Below are 22,184 nucleotides of genomic sequence, written 5' to 3'. Positions count from 1 at the left end.
GATCAGCTCCTGCTCAAACGATGCAAGTCGCTGGCGAGCAGCGATGCGCTCCTTGATATCCGATGCTGGCGACATCGGGTCCGCCCGGACTGATGTAAGCATCACCGTTCTACGTCGGCGGTCTCAATCCAGGCGACCTGATCCACCCATCGATATGGGCTGCCACATCGGCCTCGTGCGCCTTGCGTTCCGCAGCGTCTTTCTCTGCTCCGGGCGGGAGGCCTCGTGCTCGCGCTTTAGCCTCTTCGGCAAAAGCAACAAGCCTTTCTTCGAGGGTTGTGATGTTCTTGAAACGGCGACGCTTTTGCATGCGCTGCTCCTTTTCCCTTGAGGAAGGCGGGAGCGCAACGTGCGTTCTCATCACCGATAGATACCCAGCACCGCTCGGCGATGTGGGGATAATACACCCCGCTCCGGGCTGGTTCCACATCTTTTGATACGGCCCGATCACTTCTGAGCGCTCGAAAATACGGCGCCGCACAATGTGCGTCCGTCGCGAGGCGTTCACTCCCGTCAAGGCGGCCCTAGCGCCATCGAAAGGATCGTGAGGAGACCAATAGCGGCTATTGCCCAAGCCAATAGATGCATCATCCACGTAGGTCGATGACTGGCCATTGCCTGCTCCACCGGTGCAGCTCAACGTAGGCAACTACTCGGTTCGAGAAGCTGTTTGATCTAAATCAAGGTCCGTGTGTCCCGATAAACCCGGTCTTCCGTCCGCTCTCTTCAGGGGCGTGGAGGTCAGCTAAGGGACCCAAAGCGACATCCAGTCTGGAATCTGCTACATTATCCCAGTGCAGCCCTGTCATCGGGAGGGACACATGCGACGACGCGATTTCATTGCGTTCATTGGTGCAGCATCCATGCTGCCTGCTGCCGCGCACGCGCAATCGAGTAAAGTGCACCGGATGGCGATATTGCATCCATCGCACCCCGTAACAGAGCTGAACGAACTTAGCCGCATTCGTTACTACAGAGAGTTCTTCAGGGAACTTCGCCGACTCGGATATGTCGAAGGGAGCAATCTTGTTATCGAACGCTTCTCAGGAGAAGGTCGCGTTGATGGCTATCCTAAGCTCGCAAGCGACGCCGCAGCTCGTAATCCAGACGTTGTTTTTGCGATTAGCGTTTCTCTGGTCCTTGCCATGAAGCACGCAACGTCAATAGTCCCCATTGTTGCCATGACCAGCGACCCAGTAGGTCACGGCATTGCAGCCAGCATCGCTCGGCCGGGCGGAAACATTACTGGCGTTACCGTCGATCCCGGCTTAGAGCTTTGGGCAAAACGCATCGAGCTTCTGAGGGAGGTTGCTCCTAAGATATCAAAGCTCGGTATTTTAGCTACAAGAGCAAATCCGGAGGCAGCCGCAATGCGGGACGCGGCTGATAAGGCGGGTATCACGGTTGTGGGCTCCTCTTATGTAGATAATGGGAGTGAGGAAGAATACCGGCGTCTCTTTGCCGCAATGTCGGTGACCGGTACCGATGCTCTCTTCGTCGACGGTAGTCCGGAGCACATTACAAAGCGACAACTAGTCGTCGAGCTGGCGGCGAAGTCCCGATTGCCGACCATTTACCCATTTCGTTCGTTTGTCGAAGCCGGTGGGCTGGTAGCTTATGGGATCGATCTGGTTGAGATTTTTCGCCGTGCCGCCGGTGCCATTGATCAAGTGCTTAAGGGCTCAAAACCGGCTGACCTTCCGTTTTACCAGCCGACAAAGTTCGAGCTCGTCATCAATCGTGCGGCTGGAAAGGAAATCGGAGTAGTGTTCTCTGAGCAGCTACTTGCAAGGGCCGACGAAGTGATCGAATGAGGATGTTGCAAAAGTCGAAAGATGCAGGGCTCATAGCGGCTGGGTTTTTACGTAAGCGATCTGCGTTGGGCACAGCGTAAACGGCGACGCAGCCTCCAATCCCATGTCTCGCTCTTCGTTGTTTCGTACGATGCGCACAGCGACTGTCGAGAAGTGCACGCTTCCTGAGGCAAACGTTGGACTGCCATTGCGCCGGAACGTCCGGAAACTATGAGCGTTTTTCTAGAGAGGTATTGCCATGACGCATACTGTTCTGGTTGTAGATGATGATCCCAACGTCCTTGAGGTCATCGCAAGTATGCTTGAGGATCTGGGCTGCGAGGTGCTGACTGCAAGCAGTGGTGCGGAAGCTTTGGATATGCTTGTCGAGCAGAATGCGATTTCGATCCTGATCACCGACATCAATATGCCCGCCATGGACGGCCATGAACTGGCTGAGCGGGCAACGCGTCTTCGCCCAGAGCTGAAGATTCTACAGCTGTCCGGCCGAGAGCGAAGACTGGACGCCTATCCCATGATTAGGAAACCGTTCGACAAACAGGAATTGGCTCGCGTGATGCAGCAAACGACAGGAGTATGTTAGTGCTGGCAGCTGGTCTCCAGTGCGCCGCGACAGCTCCTTCAGCGGCCTCGGCTATTCAAGGATCACGGCCTCGCCATCGATAACAAAACGCTTTTGCCGGTTCTTCGGCGCCTCGGCAATCCAGGGATACCGCTTCGTCCAGTCGGTTCCGTTGCGAGAGAGGAGGCGCACTTGTTCATTCTCCCGGATGACCAGCATCCGGTAGCCATCGTGCTTTACTTCGTGGATCCAGTCAGGTCCGATTTGCTTGGCGGCGGTGGCCAGGCAAAGTTCATAAGCTATACCCATGCGTGGTGCAGATAGTTTTTCGGACCAACAATGCGAGTCCCGCTCCCGCGCATTGAACCTCGGGACGCCGAATGCAGACGGATTAAGTGCCCGGGTTTTGGTCTCCCCGGGGTGCAGGCCGCCGCCCGCCACATTTTAGCGGGCGGCGTTTTTTGCCGCCCATAGCAAAACAGCCCCAAGTCCGGGGCTGGCTCCGGTTGCTGAGGCCGTTTCGGCGAAGCGAATCGCGCTCGCTTCGGAAATATCGAGCTTCTGCCCGGGAAATACTGTGCACTTAGATACTTAGGAACCTTCGATTTGTGATCTCGCGATTTTTGAGGATGGCTCGTGACAGGGCAAAGGGAAGCAGAGGCCCGCGCGCCTCAGCCGGGGCCACCATGTCCTAAGTGTCAGATGTCCGCCCGCTTTATAACGTCTTTGCTCGACGTCAAAAGGGAGAGGTCGATCCTAATATATCGATGCTCGCCATGTAGCGAAGAAGTCTGGATTTGAAGTCAGGCCTGCTCACTTGGTGGACTTGGGGCTCTCCGGGCTCGAACCTTGCGATCTTGACCGGCCCCCCAGAACTCTACTGCGTGCCGGCAACGAGCTGACGTGCTCTGTCCCTTGCTTTCCGCTCGTTTGCGACGCCGATTTCCCCTTGGCGGAACAACGACCCCCTATCCGTTCGCGGACCAGTTGCCACTAAATCTCGGTCTCACCATTGACGAGGCGGATGCTACGTTGATGATACGGCATTTGCCGAACCAGACATTGGCAGACCCCTCGGTCCCAGCTCGTTTCGATCCCGAAAACCTCCAGGCTGGGGCCGATTGGTCTACTCCCTCAGCAAGTCTTTGCCTTCCAGCAGCCGCACGTAGGTCCCGCTCTCGTGCACATCGAGCCAGCCATGCTCAACCGCATATCGGATCCCGGCGCCGAACTCCGCACCGGTGGCGTTGAGCTTGTAGAGAAACGGCGCGTTGAGCTTTTCGATGTGAATGCGACCGTCCTGGACGGATTCAATGCTCTGCGCGAGTTCGATCAGTTTGCGAGCGGCAGATTCTGGGTCGGCAAAGGGGCGTTCGGCGGCATACTTGGTCATGCGTCAATCTATCGCTCTTCGGTAGGATGGACCCATTTATAGGGCGTGACTTGCCTTGTCTCCGTTAGCTTGATCATTCGAGCGGGCGGCGCATAGCGGGGCGAGCGGCACTTAAGCGACGCTTCCAGCTTCCAGAGCGGCGTATCCCTAGAGCGGCGGATGGCATCAAGTGGCAGGCTCGCGCGTGTCTTGCATCGGGCGCACTCCACCTCCAGCCAGGCAAGCCCGCCGTTGAGGCACTGACCGATTGTCGGGGAGGGTTGGGCAGGGCCGCCGTAGCCCTCCATTCGGACTGACCAGGCGTCCGCCTCCCCCCGATCTGCCTCGCGAATGGCCTGCTCGGCACGTTCCCGGGCCCCTGAGCGTGGATCTTTGCCCCCATGATCCGACGGCCCCAAATGACCTCTCGTGACTTGGTGCCCATGGCGAATAGATTCCGCGAGGAGGCCCGAGAGGCAAGCCGCTAGGTTTTGAGGTGCAGTCGAGATCGCACACCTCACCTCGGTCAAGCGCGTTACTGAGCCCGTCCGCGCCAAGCACCGTGTGGACTAACAGCAGATGCCCGCCGTCCAGCAGCCAAATCCGAGAAGAAGCCGAAGAAGTCCGCCAGCGGTCAAAAAGAGATGTTGATGCCTGTCGCGGGCAAGAAGCCGGCGAAAGACGGATCAGCGAAGAAGCCCCGGGCGGGAGATCGCCGGAAGTCGGTCTAGTCTAGGACGTTCCGGAACGTAGCAACCAAGTGGAAGGGAGCATTGCTCCGGGGCGGGCGATAGGAGGACGCCATGGACATGAGGGAAGCCTCGGCAATGACGGAAGCCCGGGCTGACGAACGAGCAGGGCGGCGTCGAGCAGACTTCCGGCCGGAGGCCGGATCCCGGGGCTGAAACAAGAGGAAGTCGTCAACCAGAGGGTTCGCCCGCGTTCGATTCTGCGATGCGCTGGGCGGATCAGCTGCGTGAGATGACCGTGAAGGCGCCTTTGCGCTCGCTTGGTCTCGCGTTCCTACTCGGAGCGTGGTTTGCACGCTGGCGATAGAGGGAGGACAAATGACCGGGATTTTCAGAGCAGAGACCACCGGGCTTCAGGCGCGCGTCACGCGCGATCTGGGATATTTCGGATCGCAGTGCTCCGCTGCTGGGCGCTAAAAATTCTTGTCACCCTCTTGAAACTTTTTTGCCCGTTGCAGATTTTTTGGTCGCCACCGTCATGGTGGCCGGGGCGCCTTCGGGGCCCCGAACTCAAGGCGGGCGCCGGAAGGTGTCCGGTGCCAGCTCGTACCCAACTTGCTCATTGGAGGATTTGGCTATGAGGTATGATTGGACTCCCCTGTGGAGGTCGACCATTGGATTCGACCACCTGTTTGACGTTCTTGACGAGGTCCAGCGGGCCGCCGAAGAGACCTATCCCCCCTATAACATCGAGCGGCTCGACGAGAACCGCTTCCAGATCTCGGTAGCGCTCGCCGGATTCTCACCGGACGAGGTGGCCCTTACAGCGGCCCAGAATGTGCTTACGTTGGAAGGTCATAAGGCCGAGAAGGACGAGAAGACCTTTGTGCATCGCGGAATGTCGACCCGCTCGTTCAAGCGGCAGTTCACCCTGGCTGACCACGTCGAGGTCAAGGGCGCGCACTTCGAGAACGGTCTATTGGTCGTCGAGCTTCAACGCGAGATTCCCGAGGCCATGAAGCCGCGGCGCATCGCCATCGCGGGCGCAAGCGCCGGGCAGGTCAAGCAGATCGAGGGCAAGGCCGCCTGAACCCGCAGCTTCGTTCCGATCACCGCCGCGCGGGTTCTCCCGCGCGGCCACTTTAATGCGTCTTATGATGGGAGGTTAGCCATGCGGACGACGCCCGCACACGACAACGTCTTCGATTTCAATGCTCTTCTTCACCCCGGCACAGTGTTCTCGCATCCGCGCGACGTCGTCGCTGACCCGAATTTGAGTCTGGCCGAGAAGCGCGCCATCCTTGCGTCTTGGGCCTCAGATGCATCGGCGGTCGCGTCCTGTCCAGCGTTACGCGCACCGCACGGACCAAACACGCCTGTTCATATCGATGAAATTCTGGAGGCGCTACGAGCGCTTGACGGGAACGGTCCGCGCACTCCGACGGGCGGCAAGCCCATGCGTCTGCGCTCAGTCGAGCGTCGCGCGGCAGCGTGAGCGAGGGATCTGCATCTTATTCCATGACTGACCTCACACAGTTGATTCGAGGCCGCTTCTATTGGGTGCTTGTGCGCTCCAGCACGAAACATCCCGAGTGGCAGCCGGCGCGCTTCATGGGCGTTGCTTGCCAAAGCGCCGGCGCGAAGTGGGACCTCATCGGCTTCAATAGCGACGTCAGCCATCATTTCGTCGAGGTCGTCGAGGTCGGCCCAGAACTTTATCGTCCGAACGCTCTTTTAGGAGGCGCACCCGCAAGGCTCGCTGTTGCGTGTATTGGAAAACGCAACCCCGGCCGCACCTTCTAAATGCTCGCTCCTTGGCACTGAGAACACGAGGACAGGTTGAGATGGCTAGGAAGCCTGTCGGCAGCGCAGCTATCGATCCAATGCGCGGATTCCCTGTTTCTGTACAACCGCTGGGGCCCTGTCCCTTCTGCGGCGGTTCGGAGGTTTGGATCAACAGCGACATCGATCCGAAATTCGTAGTATGTAAGGAATGTTTAGCCTTCGGCCCCAATGCGCCGACCGTTAAGCAGGCGGTCGCGCGCTGGAACAAACGCACCACGCCTTCTAGAGCGAACACAGCTGCAACGACCTCTGGCTAATCTGGCTCTCCATCAGCGGCCGACGATCTGGCTTGGAGAGTGGCGGGCAACGCTGTGCCGAGGGGGGCCTCGGTCGATCTCAGCACTGGCGCTAGATTTCAGCAAAGCGGTCGCCATCAACGAAAATGAGCTGAGGTAGCCTCTGAGGGAAGAGCGACCCATTCGAAACCCGAGGAAATCAACGAATGTTCAACGAATTCAGACGTCTGCCTGTTTGACTTGGCCAATCGCAAATCAACAAAACTCTATACGCTGCGGCCTAGCTTGGGCGCACTGGCAGGATACATGCGGAAGCGGTCGCCATCAGCTTTGACTCTTTGATCGAAGCCTCCCGCAGGGGTTTGCGCCGATGCATTGTTCAGCTTAATCTACTCTCATTGCAAATGGTGAATTTTGATAATGGGGTGGCGTTATGTCGAGTGCGATTGAATTGATTGTGGCCGGCTATGCGAGTCTGAAAGACCGTCAATCGCTTGAGGACCTGAGGACGCACCGCCGGCACCTTGCAGTTGACCTTAAGGCTAGGACAGGATTCGACTGCCGGTCTTCAATCGCCCAAATCGAACAGGACATCGCAGCCATCGAGGCTGGGCTTCAGACGCTTTCCGGGCCGGTCAGCGGTCGATCTCATGGAGGCGCTGCGGCGTAGCGTGGGCAGGGACCCGCGCCGGCGAAGACGGCCAAGTCAGGCAAGAAGCCCAAGAGGACCGCTGCCGGCCAAAAAGACATGCTGATGCCGATCAGTGGCAAGAAAGCGACCCAGGAGACCGCGGCGAAGAAACCTTCCGCCAAGCCTCAGCGGAGGTCCGCGTAGTGCCTTCGCCTGCGAGCTAGGAACTCGGTGGTCTGCGGACCGTTGCCGCTGCAAACGACGGGAGGACTCGCATGGATATGAGGGAAGTCTCGGCAATGACGGAAGCCTCCGGTCTTCCGAGCGATCAGGATAGCTTAGAGACCGCTTTCGAGGCGAGAGCCGGCGAAGGATCGAGAAGTAATGCAGAAGCACGAGACGTGCGGGTTTCCGCGGTAGGCTTTTCGGCGGAGTTGCGGAGGTTGACGCGAGAGGCGCCGCTGCCGTCGCTGTTGATGGCATTCCTGCTGGGAGTTCTCGTGGCCCGTCGGCGCTAGACAAGGCGAGAGCCACGCGGGAATCCGTGCCTGGGAAAGCTGAGGCTACGCTGCAGGAGGCCGAAAGTGGACGACGGAAGGCGCAGCGCTGGAAGCCCGGTGCGGTGATCGGCTGCGGGAGGAAAGCGATCGGTGGGAGAGCAGAAAAGGAAACGCCGTCCTGCGTCGGCCGCGGTAGCAGAGTCAGAGCGACCGCACTCGTCTGGCTCTACCTCGCCCCTGTGGGCGACCGAGAGATGGCCCACACCGCCGCGGCATGGCCGAGGAGCACCATAATCAGAACGGCCTGCGTGACCATCACGCGGGCCTACGCTGCGCGGCGGCCCTGGGCCGCCGCACCGCATCGGGACGCCGCCGGGACGAGGCGGGTCGTCATCGTCGCCGTCCAGCCGCCGCAAGGCGGCGAGGATATCGGCCAGGCGAATGGTATGGCCCATCCCCGGGATCTCCCGTAGCGCGGGACAGGATTCGACGGCGAACATGTCGGACGCCCAGGACGACAGGATGATCCGCTTTTCCGGCACGGAAAGTTCGTCGTGGTCCAGGACGTCCTCCGGACACGCATAGTGCGCCGATGGGTGGAAAAAGGGATCGAGATTGCCGGTGTTCGTGCTGGTCTTACTCATCGTTGCCTCCCTTACGCTCCTTTCTCCGGGACGGGTTCGAGTGGGTGCCGGACGGCGGCTCGGCCGCCGTCCGGATAGTCGCTACTGGGTGTTGATAGTGATGCGCTTGACGCCGGCTCGCGGGTTCTCGGACTTCGGCACCGATACGGTCAGGATGCCGTTCTTGAACGACGCCTCGGCCTTGTCCTCGTCGACGTCCTCAAGAGGGATCCGCCGCTCGAACGCGCCGTAGCTGCGCTCGGTGAAGTACCTGCCTTCGTCGCGGCGCTCGGCCTTTTTCTCGCCGCGAATGGTCAGCATGCCCCCGAAGATTTCGATCTGGACGTCCTTCTCCGTCATGCCGGGGAGCTCGGCCGTGATCGTCAGCGCCTTGTCGGTCTCGCTGAGTTCGATCTTTGGCCAGCTGAACTGTCCTTCCATCAGCGGCGCCAAACCGGCACCGCCGAAGCCGCGAAAGACGTCGTCGAATAGCCGGTTCATTTCGCGATGAAGCGTAATGAACGGATCGTGTGTGCCGCGCGTCGGCGCGAGCTCCTGGTTTCTAGACCAGGGAATGAGATCACGAACTGCCATCGCTTTTCTCCTTCGTTGCATGAGCCAAGGAGCGCGGCCGCGCTTGGGCGCGCCGCGTTCCGCTGTCGAGCCTCGACAAGGCGTCAGGCTGCCTTCTTCTGCTCGATCCGCGAGGTGGGAGAAGCGCCGCTTCCGATCTGGATCCGGCGCGGCTTCATGGCTTCCGGCACCTCGCGCACAAGCTCGATGATCAGCAGCCCGTCCTGGAAGGACGCCTGCTTGACCTGGACGTAGTCGGCCAGGTTGAACACACGCCGGAACGGCCGTGCGGCGATGCCCTGGTACAGGAATTCGCCGGCCGCCTTGCCGGGCTTCCTACCCTCGATGGTCAGCGCGTTCTGCTCGGCGGTCACGGCGATGTCGTCGGCGCTGAACCCTGCGACCGCCAGCGTGATCCGGTAGTGGTCCTCGCCGGAGCGTTCGATGTTGTAGGGCGGGTAATTGTCCTCGGTCGCCTGGCGCAGCGCGCTGTCGACGAGGCCGGCCAGATGATCGAAGCCGATGGTGGAGCGCCAGAGGGGCGCGAAGTCGAAGGTGGTCCTCATATCCAAGTCCTCCTAGGAGCAAGATGGTTACAAGAAGCGCAGGACGGCTGTCCGAGACCCGCCGGCCGGCGCCCGAGCCGGACCCTTGAAGGCGTCCGGCACACCGCTCTCGCGGCGAGAGACCACTTAGAAAAACGCAAGGATGGTTCAAGAGGTCGGCTGAAAATTTTCTGCGTCCCGAGGTCCAGCGGTGCCGATGGTTAATGCGCGGTGGCCCGAAGGATCGGCTGCACCACTACTGTCTTGACAGGTTCTCCGCGCCGAATATTTTTTTGCCGCGGGGAGCTCGCTTCCCCGTTTCTCGAACCGCAAAGGACATGGAAGACCGTCAGGAGAGGCGACGATGCTCGACGTAGATTTTGCCCGTATCCGTGCGCACCGCAACAACATCCACCGCTATCACAGCCTGCTGAAGACGAAGCTGTCGGACCTCGAGCGCCGGTTCATCGAACGGCGCATGGCACAGGAGACTGCCTCGCTCGAGGCGCTGACTTCCGAAACCTTCCCCATCGCATTTGTCCCGCCTCAAAGGCCGAGCGCGGGGGTGGCGTCATGACCGATGTCAGGGACCTGCTGATCCGCGGCAGCGAGAAGGTGATCGACCACTATCGAGTGCTGCTGGCGAGCGCGAAGACGGAGCGGGAGCGCCAGCTCTACCTGAGCCGGATCGAGCGCGAGGAACGGCTTCTGGGTCAGCTCCAGGGTGGGTTGCCGAACAGGGTGGCGGCGTGACTTCTCCGGACGGCGAGGATCGATTTGCGGGGTTCGACGTCGTGCTGAAGCGGCGCGGGCGGAGCCGATGGAAGTGGGCCGTTTGCACCGCCGCGGGCGAAGTCGTCATGTCCGGCTCGGAGTGCAGTCGCGCAGGCGCGAGGTACAAGGCCGAGCGCGCTCTCTTTCTTCTGCTTTGCGCAAGCGCGTCGCGGGCGGCTTCTGGAGGAGAGTGGCGGGCAACCGGCTAGGAACCTTGGTTGTCGTCAGCCGGTTGTCGGGCTCTCGACCCCGCGGAGACCGATTCCGATGCCTGACTATCCGAAGCCGCCTTACCCCAGTCAGAAGCAGCCGATGCCCGGCTCAACCGCGCAAATGGATCCACGCCCCGATCACGGAGAGGCCAGCTACAAGGGGGCGGGCCGCCTGAAAGGCAAGCGGGCGATCATCACCGGTGGCGACAGCGGAATAGGGCGAGCCGTCGCCATCGCCTTCGCCCGCGAAGGAGCCGACGTCCTGATTGCCTATCTCGAGGAGCACGACGACGCCAAGGAAGTTGCGGCCCTCGTCGAGGCGGAGGGGCGCAAGGTTGTTCTGGTCGAGGGCGACCTGAGGTCCGCGGACCACTGCAGGAAGGTCGTCGATCGGGCGGTCCGGGATCTCGGCGGCGTCGACATCCTCGTCAACAATGCCGCGCATCAGGCGACCTTCAAGGATCTTGCCGACATCAGCGACGAGGAATGGCGAATGACCTTCGATGTGAACATCCACGCCATGTTCTTCCTTGCGAAGGCCGCCGTTCCTCACATGGAGCCGGGCGGCGCGATCGTCAATACGGCTTCCGTGAACTCGGACATGCCGAACCCCACGCTCCTGGCCTATGCGACGACCAAGGGCGCTATCCAGAACTTCACAGGCGGGCTGGCCCAGATGCTGGCGGAGAAGGGCATCCGCGTGAACGCCGTGGCGCCAGGGCCGATCTGGACTCCGCTGATCCCATCGACCATGCCCGAGGATACCGTGAAGAATTTCGGCAAGCAGGTGCCGATGAAGCGGGCCGGGCAGCCGGCCGAGCTGGCGACGGCCTACGTGATGCTCGCCGATCCGCTTTCAAGTTACACCTCCGGTGCAACGGTCGCGGTAACCGGAGGGAAGCCCTTCATCTGATGCCGGGCCTGCAGCATCCAGTCACGCCCGATGGGCGCTATTTCGTAGTCCGCGGTAGACTCTGGCGGATGAGCGATCCCGACCTTGCTGCCCAAGACAAGGAGCGGCTGGTGAAACGGCTGATGGATGCGCGGCGAGCCGTGAAAGACGCCAGGACGGCTAGAGATCTAGACGCAGAGACCGTCGCCCATCGCCTCGACGAAGCGAAGCGCCGGCTGGGAGAGCGGGGACCGGTGTGGTGGAAGGATGGCGCGCCCGACTTCAACCGACACGCGGTCAAAAACACGCCCTATGCCGACTGGTACGCGGGGCTCAGGCGGCAACCTTCAGGGATGCGAGGCGTAAGCGACCACCAAAGCGCAACCGCAGGTCGAAAGAAAGCCGCAATAACTGGTGGATTATATTTGGAAGCCTTTGACCCGCCCGACTGATGCGCGCATTCCGCGTAACACTGTTAACTGGCTGGAGAGGATCTGGCCAGATGGAGCAAAAACGTCGCTACTATGTTTGGCACGAGCGCCCGCGGACGGGACGCTTCAGCGTACTGGATCTTGCAACTGATCAGCCTGCAATAGGACCGAATGGAAAGCCTCTGACGGGGTTGTCGCACTCAACGGCCGATGCAGAGGCTGAGAGACTCAACAAGTATGCGCATGACGCGCTTCCAGTACGTATGCGCAAAACTTAAGGCCGCAGGCGCACCTGCGCCACCCACTGCTAATCTACAACTCGAACTGCCTCGCCGTCGTTCCGCTCGGAATGTGAGGGACCTATCAGGAAGGACCGAAAGCGCTTGCCAGCCCGATAGAGATGGGGACGAGCCCCACGATAGTCCACAGGGCAGGCGAGCTCGAGCCTAGGCCGACAACGAAGATCGAGAGACCGAAGCTCAGAATGAGTGCCGAAATCGCATAGGCGAGCGCTTTTTCCAACGGCCGATCCACATGCACTAAAGGATATTGACCTATAGGACTCCCACCGGATGGAAACGTTCTTGGGCCGAATGTCATGCTCAAGCAGAGGATTGGCGCCAAGAGCTTCTTTAGGCCGGCCAGACATCCGAAGCTTAAAGGGGAGGCGGAGGAGGACGTCTATTGATCCGCGACCTTAGACCAAGTCCCGCTGCTGTCGTCCATGTCACGATGAGAGATGCCAGTGTCCCAGTCGAAGCAGATTCGGACATCTTTGAAGTCGTTCAAGGTGCATGCCTCACGCACGATGACTTTGCCGTTCATGTCCTCGACCGTTTTCAAGAAAGCGACTTTGCCTTGATTGTCGACGTAGCTCAAACCGACATTGCACACCTTTAGTTCAGGCTGGCAGGAGCGATGAAAGAGCGGCTTTCCGTTATTCTGACTCGCTGATCGGTCCATTGCCTTGTTCACCATTTCCGCCCAAGTAAGAGTCGCATCGGGCTTGGAGGTTCCCCGCGAAGCAGGGTACCGACCGCTGAACGATCAATCTCGGCTCCCGTCGCTTTACGCGCCGTGCGAGCGGTTTCGAGGTCCGCCTTGGCCTGTGCCGACAGCTGCTCTCCGCGGCGCGCGGTCGCAACAATGTCGTCGAACTCGCCCCGCGGCGCGGGAAATTGCGCGAGGATATCCGAATAATTTCGCGCCCACGCGTTGGCACGGATCGAGTTCACCGTACCATCGGCATTGAGCGCGGACTTGGCGAAGTCGGAGCGCAGGTAGTCCCGAAGCGCCGCGTGAGCGTCCGGCGCCGCCGGCGAGTTCTCAACCGCCCGCGCCAAGCTAGCCGCCTTCTCGGGCGTAGCCATGAAGCGGTCGGCGGTCGCGCTCGGAGGCGTGGCGCCGCGATTGAGTTGGCCATCGGCGTTCTGACCGCCGCGATCGAGCTCGCGGGTGAAGCGCGCCGTTTCGTCGTTTCGCTCGGGACGGAAACGCTCTGCGAAGCGCTGATAGTTGGCGTTGGCCTCTGAATAGCCAGGCGCATCCTCGATGGTTCGGTTGATCGCGCTGCGCAGCGGCCGAGGTTGTCGGCCAAGTCAAAATTGCCGGAGGCCTGAGCGCGCTCCTGAGCCGGGCCAATGAACTTGCGGAGATCCGCCAGATCGCCACCAAGCGCGGTCCCGGGCCCGCCCATGTTGACCATCTGCCCGCTCTCCGGTGGTTGCTCGACCATTTGCGGGCGAAGGGCGTTTAGCCGCCGCATGAAGTCCTCTGGCAGCACACCGGGCGCCAGGCCGTTCGCGTTGCCTTGGATAGCCGAAGCCATTTCCGGTTAGTCGGCATCACCAGATTGTCCAGGGGCCGCGCGCGAATGTCCAAGGCGTGAGCCTAAAGGCGCGCGGGGCCGCTCTAACGTCGGTCATTTCGCCCCTGGATTCTAACTCTTGCTCGAAAGGCAAAACGTTATGCGCTCATCTCTCGCTCTCCGCTCTACCATCACCGCTTGCGAAACCGAAATCGGCGAGCTCTCGCGTAGGAAGGTCGACCTCCTCTTGAGCATCGATGGGCCGTACGCGCTCATCCAGTGTCAAGTGAGTTCAGCGGTGGCCGCTGCGATGCTGGCCCCACTCAAAGGCAAGGCGGCGGGTCAGTTCCAAGCACTCGCAGGCAATTTGGTCGAGGTGGACGCCGCGGTGACGTTGCCGATGGCGATGCGCATGCTCAAGGCAAAAGACACTATGGAAGCTCGGCTGCTGCACTGAGCGGTCCCGGTGGCGGTGGGCGGTGAATTCGCCCACCGTGCTTCGATGTGCTTCCGACACACTTTTGCAGTGGAGCACGTTTTTGGGTAAGTGATTTTAATCGCTGGTGCTGCCGGACAGGATTGAACTGTCGACCTCTCCCTTACCAATGGAGTGCCGACGGTTGGCTAATGAAAAGGGGGATCGACTTGACCACCGGTCGACCACCGAAACTACGTGAACGAACGGTGATAAAGGTGGTCAATCGCCAGCAAAGACCATTGTCTTTTTTTCGCGTGTTACTTACGTTCGGGACGCAGTGGCGCGGGCCGGTCAGATGGCGACTTGGACCGAATGTCGGTATCGGTGGTTGCGCCTCCCCGCAACCAAGTTGGCAAATAACCTCAGCAGTCCGAAGGACTTGCTGGGGTTATTTTTTTGTCTGAAATTGACCCGAATAACATCAATGGCTTGGCTCACAGGTTCAAATCACCCCGCAACGCCACTCATCGCTTCGTCACGGCCGCAGATATTAGTGCTCCGGCTGCGCTGAGCTTGGCCTCCGAATCCAGAAAACATAACGCCTTCCGGCCGAGCACCGATTTTCTTGGCGGTCTTTAGGATTTCGTTGATAAGGAAAGAGAACGAAGAAATTCCGATCACTGACATTTATGTCATTTCAATCCGCGCAGATCAGGCCCTCAAGACGCTCGCTCGCCTGATCGGTCGTCAGATGGCACGCGAGCAGTTCGAAGCAAACAAGCCAAACCGCACAGGCGTCGCTATCTCGCCGAAAAAGACGGATCGCAACGCGCAGGCAGCACTTTAGGTGCATTCGCCCTGCTCTCATGCTTTCGGAAATGGACTTTGGTGAACGGCCCCAGCGCCAAGCTCGCGCGCGATTTCGAGCAGCCGATTGTATTTCGCGAGCCGCTCACTGCGGGACAGTGATCCGCCTTGATCTGTCCACTGCCCATGGCAACAGTCCCCACGGAGCTTCGCTTCATAGCCTCAGCTCAACGCGTGACCGGCTAGCCCGTACACCCACGGCTCATTTTCCTTGCGGTTCAGGAATCGCCGGCCCTTAGACATCGTTGTGACGGTCTCGGCCACACCGAGGCGGCTCTGTTGAAGGAAGTCGGCAAACAGACCCGTCTGCTCCCGGGTGTCGACGCGGGCGAATCTTCCGACGAGATCCCTTAGATGCACGGCGGTGAGATGGATCGCGTCACAATCATTGCTGGCGACGATAGGCCCGATCACATGACCGCGCCCGAATTCGCGCTTCATCGAAAAACCGACGGCCTCTCCGCCGCGGCGCAAGACGGAGATCGACGCACCTTCAGAAAGCAATGCGAGCAGCTTCTGCCGGTTAGTTCCGAACGCGCGTTCGTCCAGTGCCGCGATCTCTCCGATGTTCGCCGTGGACAGCGAACTCAATTCACCGGCCAGAGCCGGCACCGGAGGAGGTGGCGAGACGATCTCTCCTTGCCACAGATATACGGTGGCTTCCTTCGTGAACCCCAGTGATAGATACAGGTGATAGGCGGCATGGGTTGAGTTGAGGGTCAAATTCCGCTCGCCACACCGCTCGAAAACCTGCTCCATGAGCCAGCGGCCAGTACCTTGTGCCTGGGTTCGGGGCGATGTGATCACTAGGCCAATCGTCGCGAATTCCTGGCTGTAAGGGAACCACATCGCGCTGCCGAAAACACGACCTATGCCATCAACGGCGACGATGCCGTGGCCGGCGCGGCGTAGGAAATCCCAGTCCTTGGGCCGATGCGGCCAGCCGACACCGATCGAAAGCGCGTGGAGCAGCTTCACATCAACGTCATTGATGTCCTTGGCCACCAGTTCAAAGGACTTCACGCGTACCGTTCGTCCCATTCAGCTCATCCATTCCCTCGCGGGGCTCAAAGCCCGCGGCCTGTCCCCGCCGGCCTTCTGCTGCGTGCCGCACAAACCCTCTTTTGCAGCAGCATAGCGCGGAAGGCCAGCAGGTTTCGCCTGTTTGGCAGGCGGTATTCGGAATGTTTCGCCGCCAGTGCAACTCGATTCAGCAGGGAACGCTACCGGTTGCGGCCTATCGATAGCCGGCAACAGCAGGCAGGGTGAGCCCCAGTGAACGTTGAAGGCTTCGCTGGAGGGCTCGCCGCCTTTCCAGCCCTCGCTGGCCGGCCAGGCCGGTCTCAACGCGCCGCATCCCGGGCGAGGACCTGAGAGGACCACGTCGATGGCGTTCCTTTTCAATTCCGATCCTGCTCGAGCGGCTATTTTCCGGCAGGCCTTTGCGCGCGAGCTCCCTGATCTCGAATTCTATCATTCCAGCGAATGCTTCGAGCCGGAAAAGATACGGTACCTGATAACCTGGAACGCGCCCGATGATGTCTCGCGCTTTCGAAATCTGGAAATGCTCTTTTCCATAGGTGCGGGGGTCGATCAATTCAAGCCAGAGACCATACCTGGCCACGTCAAGCTCGTGCGCATGATCGAGGATGGCATCGTACGCATGATGCAAGAGTACGTGGTGCTTGGGGTGCTGACACTCCATCGCGAGATGCTTGCCTATCGGGAGCAGCAGGGAAGAGGCCTATGGCAGGCTCTTGCAACGCCCCAGGCGGCCGATCGGCGCGTCGGCTTTCTGGGCCTCGGCATGTTGGCGCAAGCTGCGATTGATCGCCTCAAGCCGTTTGGATTTCCGCTTGCCGCGTGGAGCCGCAGGAGCAAGACGATCGAGAGTGTCACCTGCTTCCACGGCGATGGCCAGCTTGGCGAGTTCCTGCGAGGAACCGACATCCTCGTCTGTCTTCTGCCCCTGACGGAAGAAACAAGCGGCATCCTGAACGCACAGCTGTTCTCGCTGTTACCGACGGGAGCCAGGTTGCTCCATGTCGGCCGGGGCCCCCAGCTTGACCAGAGCGCACTCATCGAGGCGCTCGACAGCGGGCATCTTGCGGCCGCAATGCTTGACGTCACCGATCCCGAGCCACTGCCGGCAAGCGATCCACTCTGGTCCCATCCGAGGGTGAGCATCACGCCACATATCGCGTCCGTGACGCAACCGCATACGGCGGCACAATCCGTCATAGAGAACATCCGACGTCACCGCGCCGGACAGGATCCGATCGGCCTCGTCGATCGAACACTCGGCTACTAGCAGGAAAGAAAAACGCCATGTCCCTTCTGGTCACCATTGACACCAATCCGGATTTTGTACCGAAGAAGGCCGTGCCAGCTCCGGAACGGCTCATTTCGGGCAATCCATCGTTCAAGACCTGGGCGCAGGACGCCTCGAAGGGTGAGAAAGTGCTGACGGGTGTCTGGGAGGCAACCCCCGGCGAGACCCATTCCATCAAGGGCACCACCTTCGAGTTCTGCCACATCATCTCGGGTCTTATCGAAATCGAGGAAAAAGGTGGTGAGACGAAGACTTTCCGCGCCGGCGACAGCTTTGTGATGAAGCCGGGCTTTGTCGGCGTCTGGCGCACGATCGAGACCGTGCGGAAGATCTACGTCTGCCACTATGACTGAGCACGATGCCTGACGGCGGCCTCACTAAACGACGGCCAGAACAATCGACTTTCGAGATCCCATCTGACCGGATTCAACGCCGTCAGACGCTTTCTTCTCGATGAAAAATGCGGCGCGCGATCCTGTATCGCTCAGTTGAGACGTCTCGCCAATCGCATATCCGGCAGTGATTCGGTTTGACCCAAGGGTAAGGGAACAAATACATGGTTGCATTGAAAGACAAGGATCTGTTTCGCCAGCAGGCACTGATCGGCGGCCACTGGCGCGACGCGAGTGCGAAGGCGACGGTTGATGTCATCGATCCTGCCAGCCAGCAAGTTCTTGGCACCATCCCCGATATGGGGTGCGAGGAGACCAGGGCTGCCATCAACGCTGCGGCGGACGCTTTCAAGCATTGGAAGACCAAGGCCCATGCAGAGCGCGCCGCGCTGCTGGAGCGCTGGTATGAGCTCATGCGACACCATGAGTGGGATTTGGCGCTGTTGCTGACGTTGGAGCAGGGCAAGCCACTCGCGGAATCGCTCGGCGAAATCCGCTATGGTGCCTCCTTCGTCAAATGGTTTGCGGAAGAGGCACGCCGGATCAATGGATCGACGATCCCGTCACCCACGGTCGATCGCCGCATTCTGGTTTTGAAAGAGCCGGTCGGCGTCTGCGGGATCATTACGCCCTGGAATTTCCCCAACGCGATGATTACACGCAAAGTGGCGCCTGCGCTTGCCGCAGGCTGCGCCGTCGTCATCAAGCCCTCTGAATTCACGCCGTTTTCGGCCCTCGCGATCGGTGTGCTGGCGGAGCGGGCGGGGATTCCACCTGGCGTGATCAACATCGTGACGGGCATGCCGGCGGACATTGGCAAGGAGCTGATGGCCAATGAGAGCGTCCGCAAGATCTCGTTCACGGGATCGACTCGCGTCGGCGCGCTGCTGATGAAAGGCGCCGCCGACAACATCAAGCGGCTCAGCCTCGAGCTCGGCGGAAACGCGCCATTCATCGTCTTCGACGATGCCGATATCGACCGGGCCGTCGAGGGGGCGATTGCATCGAAGTTCCGCAATGGCGGACAGACATGCGTCTGCTGCAATCGCATTCTCGTCCAATCAGGCATCTACGATGCCTTTGCACAGAAGCTCGCCGGCAAGGTCGCGAAAATGAAGGTCGGCGCCGGTACGGAGGAGGGGGTTGCAATCGGGCCGATGATCAACGGCGCTGCGATCGAGAAAATCAAGCGGCACGTGGTGGACGCTCTAGACAAGGGCGCAAAGATCATCGCGGAGAGTGAGGCGGTGCCGGAAGGTCGGCAATATGCCCGGCCTCTCGTGCTCGGTGGCGCGACGACTGAGATGCTTCTGGCTTCGGAGGAGACCTTCGGGCCGGTCGCGCCGCTTTTCCGCTTCGAGACGGAGGACGAGGCGTTAGCGATCGCAAACGGTACGCCCTTCGGTCTTGCGGCGTATTTCTACACTGAAAACCTGAAGCGTTCCTGGCGCGTTGCCGAAGCGCTGGAGTTCGGCATGGTCGGCCTGAACACCGGCCTGATCTCGACGGAGGTTGCGCCTTTCGGCGGTGTCAAACAGTCGGGCCTCGGACGCGAGGGATCTCAGCTCGGGATAGAAGAATATCTCGAGAGCAAGGCCCTCCATGTCGGCGGCCTGGACTGAGCGTCCATCGATCTGTATCTGAAACAAGAAAAGGGGGCGGTTGAACCGCCCCCTTTTCCTTGACCAGCGCATCTCTATGAAGTGCCGCGAGAGATCCCGAAAGAACTGCGCTCAGGCGCTCTTGCGAAGAGGCTCCAGGCCGACTGCGGCAGCCAAGCCGCCGATGCCAGAGACCTCGGTGTATTCATAGAAGGGGTTCGCCGGCTCGTGACCGCGGTTCACCCATACCTTGCTCTTGATACCCAGATCGTAGGCGGTCATCAGATCGTAGCGGAACGAGGAGGAGACGTGGGTGATATCTTCCGGGCCGCAGCCGAGTTTGTCGAACATGTATTCGAAGCCTTTCATGTGCGGCTTGTAGGCGCCGGTCTCCTCGGCCGTGATGACCGTGTGGAAGGGAGCACCGAGCTTCTCCACGTTGGACATGATGAGGTTCTTCATGGAGTTCGACAAGATGACCAGCGGGATCTCTTTGGCAACCTTGGCCAGACCAGCCGGGACGTCGGCATGTGGACCCCACGTGTGGATCTCTTCATTGATGCGCTGGGCATGCTCCGGCTTAAAGACCACACCATTGCGCCTGCAGGCGCGCTCAAGCGCGTTGTGCACGACCTCGAAGTACGGTTTCCAGGCGCCGAGAACCTCGTCCAGGCGATAGGCGGAAAAGTCCTTGATGAGCTTTGCCATCGCCGCGGCAGAAAGCTCCGAGCCGTAGACACGAGTCGCGGCGCCGGCCATGTCGAAATTGGTCAGCGTGCCGTAGCAGTCGAAGGTGATGTATTTCGGTCTGAATGTCGCCATAGCTCCAATCCTTGCGATCTCGCACCGCTTGCCGGTACGACACGCACCATAGCGAGCAGCCGACGAGATAAAGCGCCGATGTCGCGGTGGTCGGGAGCAGATTGTGTCGTATCGCATCGGAGCCGTGGCAGAGAGTTGCGCGACGATCGGCTCTCCTCGCTTAGCCTCAATGCCGTCGCCGCACCATGCCGGCATAAGATGCCGCAGTGGTGCCCAATCAAAGTCAAAACGCCCTCCGTCCGTGTCATGCCTGGGAGCAAGTGCTGCCTTCGGCAACTTACGTTGAGCCCGGACACAACGGGCTGCTCGCACAAACATCGCGGCCGATCTGGAGGACAATATGTTGAGCAACTCGCTAATTGAGCTCGATCGCGCGCATCTGATTCACCCGGTCTCATCTTATCGAAGCCACGAGGCGACGGGCGTCCGCGTGCTGAAGTCAGGTAAGGGTGCGACGCTGACCGATGTCTCGGGACGTCAATTGCTGGACGGCTTTGCGGGTCTGTGGTGTGTCAATGCCGGCTACGGACAGGACAGCATCGTTGAAGCGGCTACGCGTCAGCTGCAGGAGCTGCCTTATGCGACGGGCTATTTCGGTTTGGGCTCGGACCCGGCGATCCGGCTGGCGGCCAGGTTGGCTGAATTGGCGCCTGGCGATCTGAACCATGTCTACTTCACGCTGGGTGGCTCCGATGCCATCGACAGTACGATCCGGTTCATCAGGTACTACTATCATTCCAAAGGGATGCCGCAGAAGGACCAGTTCATTTCCGTCGAGTCTGGCTACCATGGATCGTCGACGGCAGGGGCTGGCTTGACGGCGCTGCCCGCCTTTCATGCGGGCTTTGGGGTGCCTCACGGCTGGCAACACAAGATCCCCTCGCACTATGCCTATCGCAATCCTGCCGGTTCCCATCCCCAGGCTATCATTGCGGCGTCGGTCGCGGCCTTGCGGGCCAAGATCGCCGAGCTCGGCGCCGAACGCGTCGCCGCCTTCTATGTCGAGCCGATACAGGGGTCAGGAGGCGTCCTCGTTCCGCCGCCGTCCTGGCTGAAGGCCATGCATGCGGTCTGCAAGGCGCACGATATTCTGTTCGTTGCCGATGAGGTCATCACGGGCTTTGGCCGTGTCGGTCCGCTGTTCGCCTGTGAAGAGGATGACGTCGTGCCGGATCTCATGACCACGGCAAAGGGGCTGACCTCGGGCTACGTGCCGATGGGGGCCGTTCTCATGTCCGACGGCGTCTACAACGCGATTGCCGATGGCGCCGGCAAGGCGGCGGTCGGCCACGGCTACACCTATTCCGCTCATCCCGTCAGTGCAGCCGTTGGGCTCGCGTGCCTTGATCTCTATGAAAACGGCTTGCTGGAAAACGGCCGGAAGGCCGGGCACCGGCTGATGGAAGGTCTTCGCGCGCTCGCCGACCATCCGCTTGTCGGCGATGTCCGCGGTCGCGGCATGCTGGCCGCAATCGAGCTCGTCACCGACAAGGAGCTCAAGACGCCTCTGCCGGCGGAAGCCGACGCGGCGCGCCGCATCTTCGACCGCGCATGGGACAATGGTCTCGTGATCCGCGCCTTCGCGCAAGGCGTGTTGGGCTATGCGCCGCCGCTGTGCTGCACCGACGACGACATCGACGGCATTATTGAGCGGACAAGGACGACGCTGGACCAGACCCTCGAGGACAAGGACGTCCGGGCGGCGATGAAGGGATGATCACCGCGCTGCCGCTCGGCGCCGTTGCTCTTAGCCATTGAAGATGCTTTCGAGCGGCAGATGGGATTTCACGATCGGGGACTTCAGCACGACGAAACTGAAGTACTTGTCGATACCGATATCCATCTCGACCAGGCGTTCCATGACAGCCTGATATTCGCTGATTCCCGCGGTGATGAACTTGACGAGATAGTCGTACCCGCCCGAAACCAGATGGCATTCGACAACCGAATCGATCTTTTCGATTGTCGTGAGAAAGCGAGCGAAATCGATCTGCCGGTGATTCTTCAAGGTGATTTCAGCGAAGACCGTCAGAGTTTGTCCGAGCTTGGCAACATCGATCTGGGCGGAATAGCCGGTGATGAAGCCCTCGGACTGGAGCCTCTTGACGCGCATCAGGCAGGGGCTCGGCGAAAGGTTTATCAGCTCCGCGAGCTCGACGTTGGAAATCCGCCCGTTCTTCTGCAGTTCGCATAAAATCCTGATGTCGATCTTATCGAGCTTCATAGCAATGCCATCAGATGGGGCC

Annotated in this window: 28 protein-coding genes and 2 pseudogenes; 20 read left to right on the top strand and 10 right to left on the bottom strand. The window is 60.3% G+C overall.

Annotated elements, in window-relative coordinates; genetic code table 11:
* Positions 1–821 precede the first annotated feature (821 nt).
* The gene (locus NLM27_RS41595) at positions 822–1,814 is read left to right on the top strand and encodes an ABC transporter substrate-binding protein (protein ID WP_254149131.1); all 993 of its coding nucleotides are present in this window, start codon (positions 822–824) and stop codon (positions 1,812–1,814) included.
* Between the two features lie 238 nt (positions 1,815–2,052).
* Complete coding sequence (locus NLM27_RS41590) at positions 2,053–2,397, top strand: response regulator (RefSeq protein ID WP_254149130.1); 345 nt, start codon at positions 2,053–2,055, stop codon at positions 2,395–2,397.
* Positions 2,398–2,448: 51 nt separating this feature from the next.
* Here the strand turns inward: NLM27_RS41590 and NLM27_RS41585 are convergent, their stop codons facing one another.
* The 3 genes and pseudogenes from NLM27_RS41585 to NLM27_RS41575 form a co-directional block, all read right to left on the bottom strand.
* Positions 2,449–2,685, bottom strand: coding sequence for a hypothetical protein (locus NLM27_RS41585; protein WP_309144814.1), 237 nt, complete (start codon positions 2,683–2,685; stop codon positions 2,449–2,451).
* Positions 2,686–3,502: 817 nt separating this feature from the next.
* Positions 3,503–3,769, bottom strand: coding sequence for a hypothetical protein (locus tag NLM27_RS41580; protein ID WP_254149129.1), 267 nt, complete (start codon positions 3,767–3,769; stop codon positions 3,503–3,505).
* An 8-nt stretch (positions 3,770–3,777) separates the two neighbouring features.
* Positions 3,778–4,193: pseudogene (locus tag NLM27_RS41575) on the bottom strand (hypothetical protein).
* A gap of 881 nt (positions 4,194–5,074) precedes the next feature.
* Between NLM27_RS41575 and NLM27_RS41565 the strand changes: the two are divergent.
* The 7 genes and pseudogenes from NLM27_RS41565 to NLM27_RS44245 all read left to right on the top strand — a co-directional run bounded on the left by NLM27_RS41565 (position 5,075) and on the right by NLM27_RS44245 (position 8,122).
* On the top strand, positions 5,075–5,527 hold the full coding sequence (locus NLM27_RS41565; RefSeq protein ID WP_254149128.1) for an Hsp20 family protein: 453 nt from the start codon (positions 5,075–5,077) through the stop codon (positions 5,525–5,527).
* An 81-nt stretch (positions 5,528–5,608) separates the two neighbouring features.
* Positions 5,609–5,932, top strand: a complete 324-nt coding sequence (locus NLM27_RS41560; protein WP_254149126.1) for a hypothetical protein — start codon at positions 5,609–5,611, stop codon at positions 5,930–5,932.
* Positions 5,929–6,240, top strand: a complete 312-nt coding sequence (locus NLM27_RS41555; RefSeq protein ID WP_254149125.1) for a hypothetical protein — start codon at positions 5,929–5,931, stop codon at positions 6,238–6,240. Before NLM27_RS41560 ends, NLM27_RS41555 begins: the two co-directional genes overlap by 4 nt.
* Positions 6,241–6,281: 41 nt before the next feature.
* Positions 6,282–6,539 carry a Lar family restriction alleviation protein gene (locus tag NLM27_RS44250; RefSeq protein WP_375142345.1) on the top strand — a complete coding sequence of 86 codons (258 nt, stop codon included), beginning with the start codon at positions 6,282–6,284 and terminating at the stop codon, positions 6,537–6,539.
* 412 nt (positions 6,540–6,951) lie between these two features.
* On the top strand, positions 6,952–7,188 hold the full coding sequence (locus NLM27_RS41550) for a hypothetical protein (RefSeq protein WP_254149124.1): 237 nt from the start codon (positions 6,952–6,954) through the stop codon (positions 7,186–7,188).
* Positions 7,148–7,353 (top strand): annotated as a pseudogene (locus tag NLM27_RS41545) (Ku protein); the annotation flags it as partial. The gene NLM27_RS41550 and the pseudogene NLM27_RS41545, both read left to right, overlap by 41 nt.
* A gap of 604 nt (positions 7,354–7,957) precedes the next feature.
* Entirely contained in the window at positions 7,958–8,122 is a 165-nt protein-coding gene (locus NLM27_RS44245; RefSeq protein WP_375142344.1) for a hypothetical protein, read from the top strand.
* A gap of 252 nt (positions 8,123–8,374) precedes the next feature.
* Here the strand turns inward: NLM27_RS44245 and NLM27_RS41535 are convergent, their stop codons facing one another.
* Both NLM27_RS41535 and NLM27_RS41530 read right to left on the bottom strand, forming a co-directional pair.
* Positions 8,375–8,866 (bottom strand): Hsp20/alpha crystallin family protein, encoded by a 492-nt coding sequence (locus NLM27_RS41535; protein WP_254149123.1) that lies wholly within the window; start codon positions 8,864–8,866, stop codon positions 8,375–8,377.
* A gap of 83 nt (positions 8,867–8,949) precedes the next feature.
* Positions 8,950–9,411, bottom strand: a complete 462-nt coding sequence (locus NLM27_RS41530) for an Hsp20 family protein (RefSeq protein ID WP_254149122.1) — start codon at positions 9,409–9,411, stop codon at positions 8,950–8,952.
* 343 nt (positions 9,412–9,754) lie between these two features.
* On the opposite strand from NLM27_RS41530, the gene NLM27_RS41525 reads away from it, so the two are divergent.
* The 5 genes from NLM27_RS41525 to NLM27_RS41505 all read left to right on the top strand — a co-directional run bounded on the left by NLM27_RS41525 (position 9,755) and on the right by NLM27_RS41505 (position 12,599).
* Positions 9,755–9,967 (top strand): hypothetical protein, encoded by a 213-nt coding sequence (locus NLM27_RS41525; protein WP_254149120.1) that lies wholly within the window; start codon positions 9,755–9,757, stop codon positions 9,965–9,967.
* Positions 9,964–10,143 carry a hypothetical protein gene (locus NLM27_RS41520; RefSeq protein WP_254149119.1) on the top strand — a complete coding sequence of 60 codons (180 nt, stop codon included), beginning with the start codon at positions 9,964–9,966 and terminating at the stop codon, positions 10,141–10,143. The genes NLM27_RS41525 and NLM27_RS41520 overlap by 4 nt, the downstream gene beginning before the upstream one ends.
* Positions 10,144–10,431: 288 nt before the next feature.
* Entirely contained in the window at positions 10,432–11,289 is an 858-nt protein-coding gene (locus NLM27_RS41515; protein ID WP_254149117.1) for a glucose 1-dehydrogenase, read from the top strand.
* A 68-nt stretch (positions 11,290–11,357) separates the two neighbouring features.
* Complete coding sequence (locus NLM27_RS41510; RefSeq protein WP_309144813.1) at positions 11,358–11,720, top strand: hypothetical protein; 363 nt, start codon at positions 11,358–11,360, stop codon at positions 11,718–11,720.
* Positions 11,721–12,383: 663 nt separating this feature from the next.
* On the top strand, positions 12,384–12,599 hold the full coding sequence (locus NLM27_RS41505; RefSeq protein ID WP_254149115.1) for a hypothetical protein: 216 nt from the start codon (positions 12,384–12,386) through the stop codon (positions 12,597–12,599).
* Between the two features lie 71 nt (positions 12,600–12,670).
* Here the strand turns inward: NLM27_RS41505 and NLM27_RS41500 are convergent, their stop codons facing one another.
* Positions 12,671–13,069 (bottom strand): hypothetical protein, encoded by a 399-nt coding sequence (locus NLM27_RS41500; protein WP_254149114.1) that lies wholly within the window; start codon positions 13,067–13,069, stop codon positions 12,671–12,673.
* Between the two features lie 684 nt (positions 13,070–13,753).
* Between NLM27_RS41500 and NLM27_RS41495 the strand changes: the two genes are divergently transcribed.
* Together NLM27_RS41495 and NLM27_RS41490 are read left to right on the top strand one after the other, a co-directional pair.
* Positions 13,754–13,963, top strand: coding sequence for a hypothetical protein (locus tag NLM27_RS41495; RefSeq protein ID WP_254149112.1), 210 nt, complete (start codon positions 13,754–13,756; stop codon positions 13,961–13,963).
* Positions 13,964–14,570: 607 nt separating this feature from the next.
* Positions 14,571–14,771, top strand: a complete 201-nt coding sequence (locus NLM27_RS41490) for a hypothetical protein (RefSeq protein WP_254149111.1) — start codon at positions 14,571–14,573, stop codon at positions 14,769–14,771.
* 17 nt (positions 14,772–14,788) lie between these two features.
* Here the strand turns inward: NLM27_RS41490 and NLM27_RS44240 are convergent, their stop codons facing one another.
* The gene (locus tag NLM27_RS44240; protein WP_375142358.1) at positions 14,789–14,890 is read right to left on the bottom strand and encodes a hypothetical protein; all 102 of its coding nucleotides are present in this window, start codon (positions 14,888–14,890) and stop codon (positions 14,789–14,791) included.
* Positions 14,891–14,953: 63 nt separating this feature from the next.
* On the bottom strand, positions 14,954–15,832 hold the full coding sequence (locus NLM27_RS41485) for a GNAT family N-acetyltransferase (RefSeq protein WP_254149110.1): 879 nt from the start codon (positions 15,830–15,832) through the stop codon (positions 14,954–14,956).
* Positions 15,833–16,178: 346 nt separating this feature from the next.
* Between NLM27_RS41485 and NLM27_RS41480 the strand changes: the two genes are divergently transcribed.
* The 3 genes from NLM27_RS41480 (at position 16,179) to NLM27_RS41470 (ending at position 19,137) form a co-directional block, all read left to right on the top strand.
* On the top strand, positions 16,179–17,102 hold the full coding sequence (locus NLM27_RS41480) for a glyoxylate/hydroxypyruvate reductase A (RefSeq protein WP_254149109.1): 924 nt from the start codon (positions 16,179–16,181) through the stop codon (positions 17,100–17,102).
* Between the two features lie 17 nt (positions 17,103–17,119).
* Positions 17,120–17,476, top strand: coding sequence for a cupin domain-containing protein (locus NLM27_RS41475; RefSeq protein WP_254149107.1), 357 nt, complete (start codon positions 17,120–17,122; stop codon positions 17,474–17,476).
* A 203-nt stretch (positions 17,477–17,679) separates the two neighbouring features.
* The gene (locus NLM27_RS41470) at positions 17,680–19,137 is read left to right on the top strand and encodes an NAD-dependent succinate-semialdehyde dehydrogenase (protein WP_254149106.1); all 1,458 of its coding nucleotides are present in this window, start codon (positions 17,680–17,682) and stop codon (positions 19,135–19,137) included.
* Between the two features lie 111 nt (positions 19,138–19,248).
* Here the strand turns inward: NLM27_RS41470 and NLM27_RS41465 are convergent, their stop codons facing one another.
* Positions 19,249–19,938 (bottom strand): haloacid dehalogenase type II, encoded by a 690-nt coding sequence (locus tag NLM27_RS41465; RefSeq protein ID WP_254149105.1) that lies wholly within the window; start codon positions 19,936–19,938, stop codon positions 19,249–19,251.
* A 340-nt stretch (positions 19,939–20,278) separates the two neighbouring features.
* Here NLM27_RS41465 and NLM27_RS41460 point away from each other — a divergent pair, with 340 nt between their 5' ends.
* Positions 20,279–21,655 (top strand): aspartate aminotransferase family protein, encoded by a 1,377-nt coding sequence (locus tag NLM27_RS41460; protein WP_254149104.1) that lies wholly within the window; start codon positions 20,279–20,281, stop codon positions 21,653–21,655.
* Between the two features lie 30 nt (positions 21,656–21,685).
* Here the strand turns inward: NLM27_RS41460 and NLM27_RS41455 are convergent, their stop codons facing one another.
* On the bottom strand, positions 21,686–22,162 hold the full coding sequence (locus NLM27_RS41455; RefSeq protein ID WP_084805038.1) for an Lrp/AsnC family transcriptional regulator: 477 nt from the start codon (positions 22,160–22,162) through the stop codon (positions 21,686–21,688).
* Positions 22,163–22,184 lie beyond the last annotated feature (22 nt).

Source organism: Bradyrhizobium sp. CCGB12, assembly GCF_024199845.1.
GTDB lineage: Bacteria > Pseudomonadota > Alphaproteobacteria > Rhizobiales > Xanthobacteraceae > Bradyrhizobium.
This window is presented reverse-complemented; position numbering and strand designations above follow the sequence as displayed.

What these genes read in the sequence shown, in the direction of transcription:
- NLM27_RS41595 (WP_254149131.1), top strand. Translation starts at nt 822, where the DNA reads ATGCGACGACGCGATTTCATTGCGTTCATTGGTGCAGCATCCATGCTG.
- NLM27_RS41590 (WP_254149130.1), top strand. Translation starts at nt 2,053, where the DNA reads ATGACGCATACTGTTCTGGTTGTAGATGATGATCCCAACGTCCTTGAG.
- NLM27_RS41585 (WP_309144814.1), bottom strand. Translation starts at nt 2,685, where the DNA reads ATGGGTATAGCTTATGAACTTTGCCTGGCCACCGCCGCCAAGCAAATC.
- NLM27_RS41580 (WP_254149129.1), bottom strand. Translation starts at nt 3,769, where the DNA reads ATGACCAAGTATGCCGCCGAACGCCCCTTTGCCGACCCAGAATCTGCC.
- NLM27_RS41565 (WP_254149128.1), top strand. Translation starts at nt 5,075, where the DNA reads ATGAGGTATGATTGGACTCCCCTGTGGAGGTCGACCATTGGATTCGAC.
- NLM27_RS41560 (WP_254149126.1), top strand. Translation starts at nt 5,609, where the DNA reads ATGCGGACGACGCCCGCACACGACAACGTCTTCGATTTCAATGCTCTT.
- NLM27_RS44250 (WP_375142345.1), top strand. Translation starts at nt 6,282, where the DNA reads ATGGCTAGGAAGCCTGTCGGCAGCGCAGCTATCGATCCAATGCGCGGA.
- NLM27_RS41550 (WP_254149124.1), top strand. Translation starts at nt 6,952, where the DNA reads ATGTCGAGTGCGATTGAATTGATTGTGGCCGGCTATGCGAGTCTGAAA.
- NLM27_RS41535 (WP_254149123.1), bottom strand. Translation starts at nt 8,866, where the DNA reads ATGGCAGTTCGTGATCTCATTCCCTGGTCTAGAAACCAGGAGCTCGCG.
- NLM27_RS41530 (WP_254149122.1), bottom strand. Translation starts at nt 9,411, where the DNA reads ATGAGGACCACCTTCGACTTCGCGCCCCTCTGGCGCTCCACCATCGGC.
- NLM27_RS41525 (WP_254149120.1), top strand. Translation starts at nt 9,755, where the DNA reads ATGCTCGACGTAGATTTTGCCCGTATCCGTGCGCACCGCAACAACATC.
- NLM27_RS41520 (WP_254149119.1), top strand. Translation starts at nt 9,964, where the DNA reads ATGACCGATGTCAGGGACCTGCTGATCCGCGGCAGCGAGAAGGTGATC.
- NLM27_RS41515 (WP_254149117.1), top strand. Translation starts at nt 10,432, where the DNA reads ATGCCTGACTATCCGAAGCCGCCTTACCCCAGTCAGAAGCAGCCGATG.
- NLM27_RS41510 (WP_309144813.1), top strand. Translation starts at nt 11,358, where the DNA reads ATGAGCGATCCCGACCTTGCTGCCCAAGACAAGGAGCGGCTGGTGAAA.
- NLM27_RS41500 (WP_254149114.1), bottom strand. Translation starts at nt 13,069, where the DNA reads ATGGCTACGCCCGAGAAGGCGGCTAGCTTGGCGCGGGCGGTTGAGAAC.
- NLM27_RS41485 (WP_254149110.1), bottom strand. Translation starts at nt 15,832, where the DNA reads ATGGGACGAACGGTACGCGTGAAGTCCTTTGAACTGGTGGCCAAGGAC.
- NLM27_RS41480 (WP_254149109.1), top strand. Translation starts at nt 16,179, where the DNA reads ATGGCGTTCCTTTTCAATTCCGATCCTGCTCGAGCGGCTATTTTCCGG.
- NLM27_RS41475 (WP_254149107.1), top strand. Translation starts at nt 17,120, where the DNA reads ATGTCCCTTCTGGTCACCATTGACACCAATCCGGATTTTGTACCGAAG.
- NLM27_RS41470 (WP_254149106.1), top strand. Translation starts at nt 17,680, where the DNA reads ATGGTTGCATTGAAAGACAAGGATCTGTTTCGCCAGCAGGCACTGATC.
- NLM27_RS41465 (WP_254149105.1), bottom strand. Translation starts at nt 19,938, where the DNA reads ATGGCGACATTCAGACCGAAATACATCACCTTCGACTGCTACGGCACG.
- NLM27_RS41460 (WP_254149104.1), top strand. Translation starts at nt 20,279, where the DNA reads ATGTTGAGCAACTCGCTAATTGAGCTCGATCGCGCGCATCTGATTCAC.
- NLM27_RS41455 (WP_084805038.1), bottom strand. Translation starts at nt 22,162, where the DNA reads ATGAAGCTCGATAAGATCGACATCAGGATTTTATGCGAACTGCAGAAG.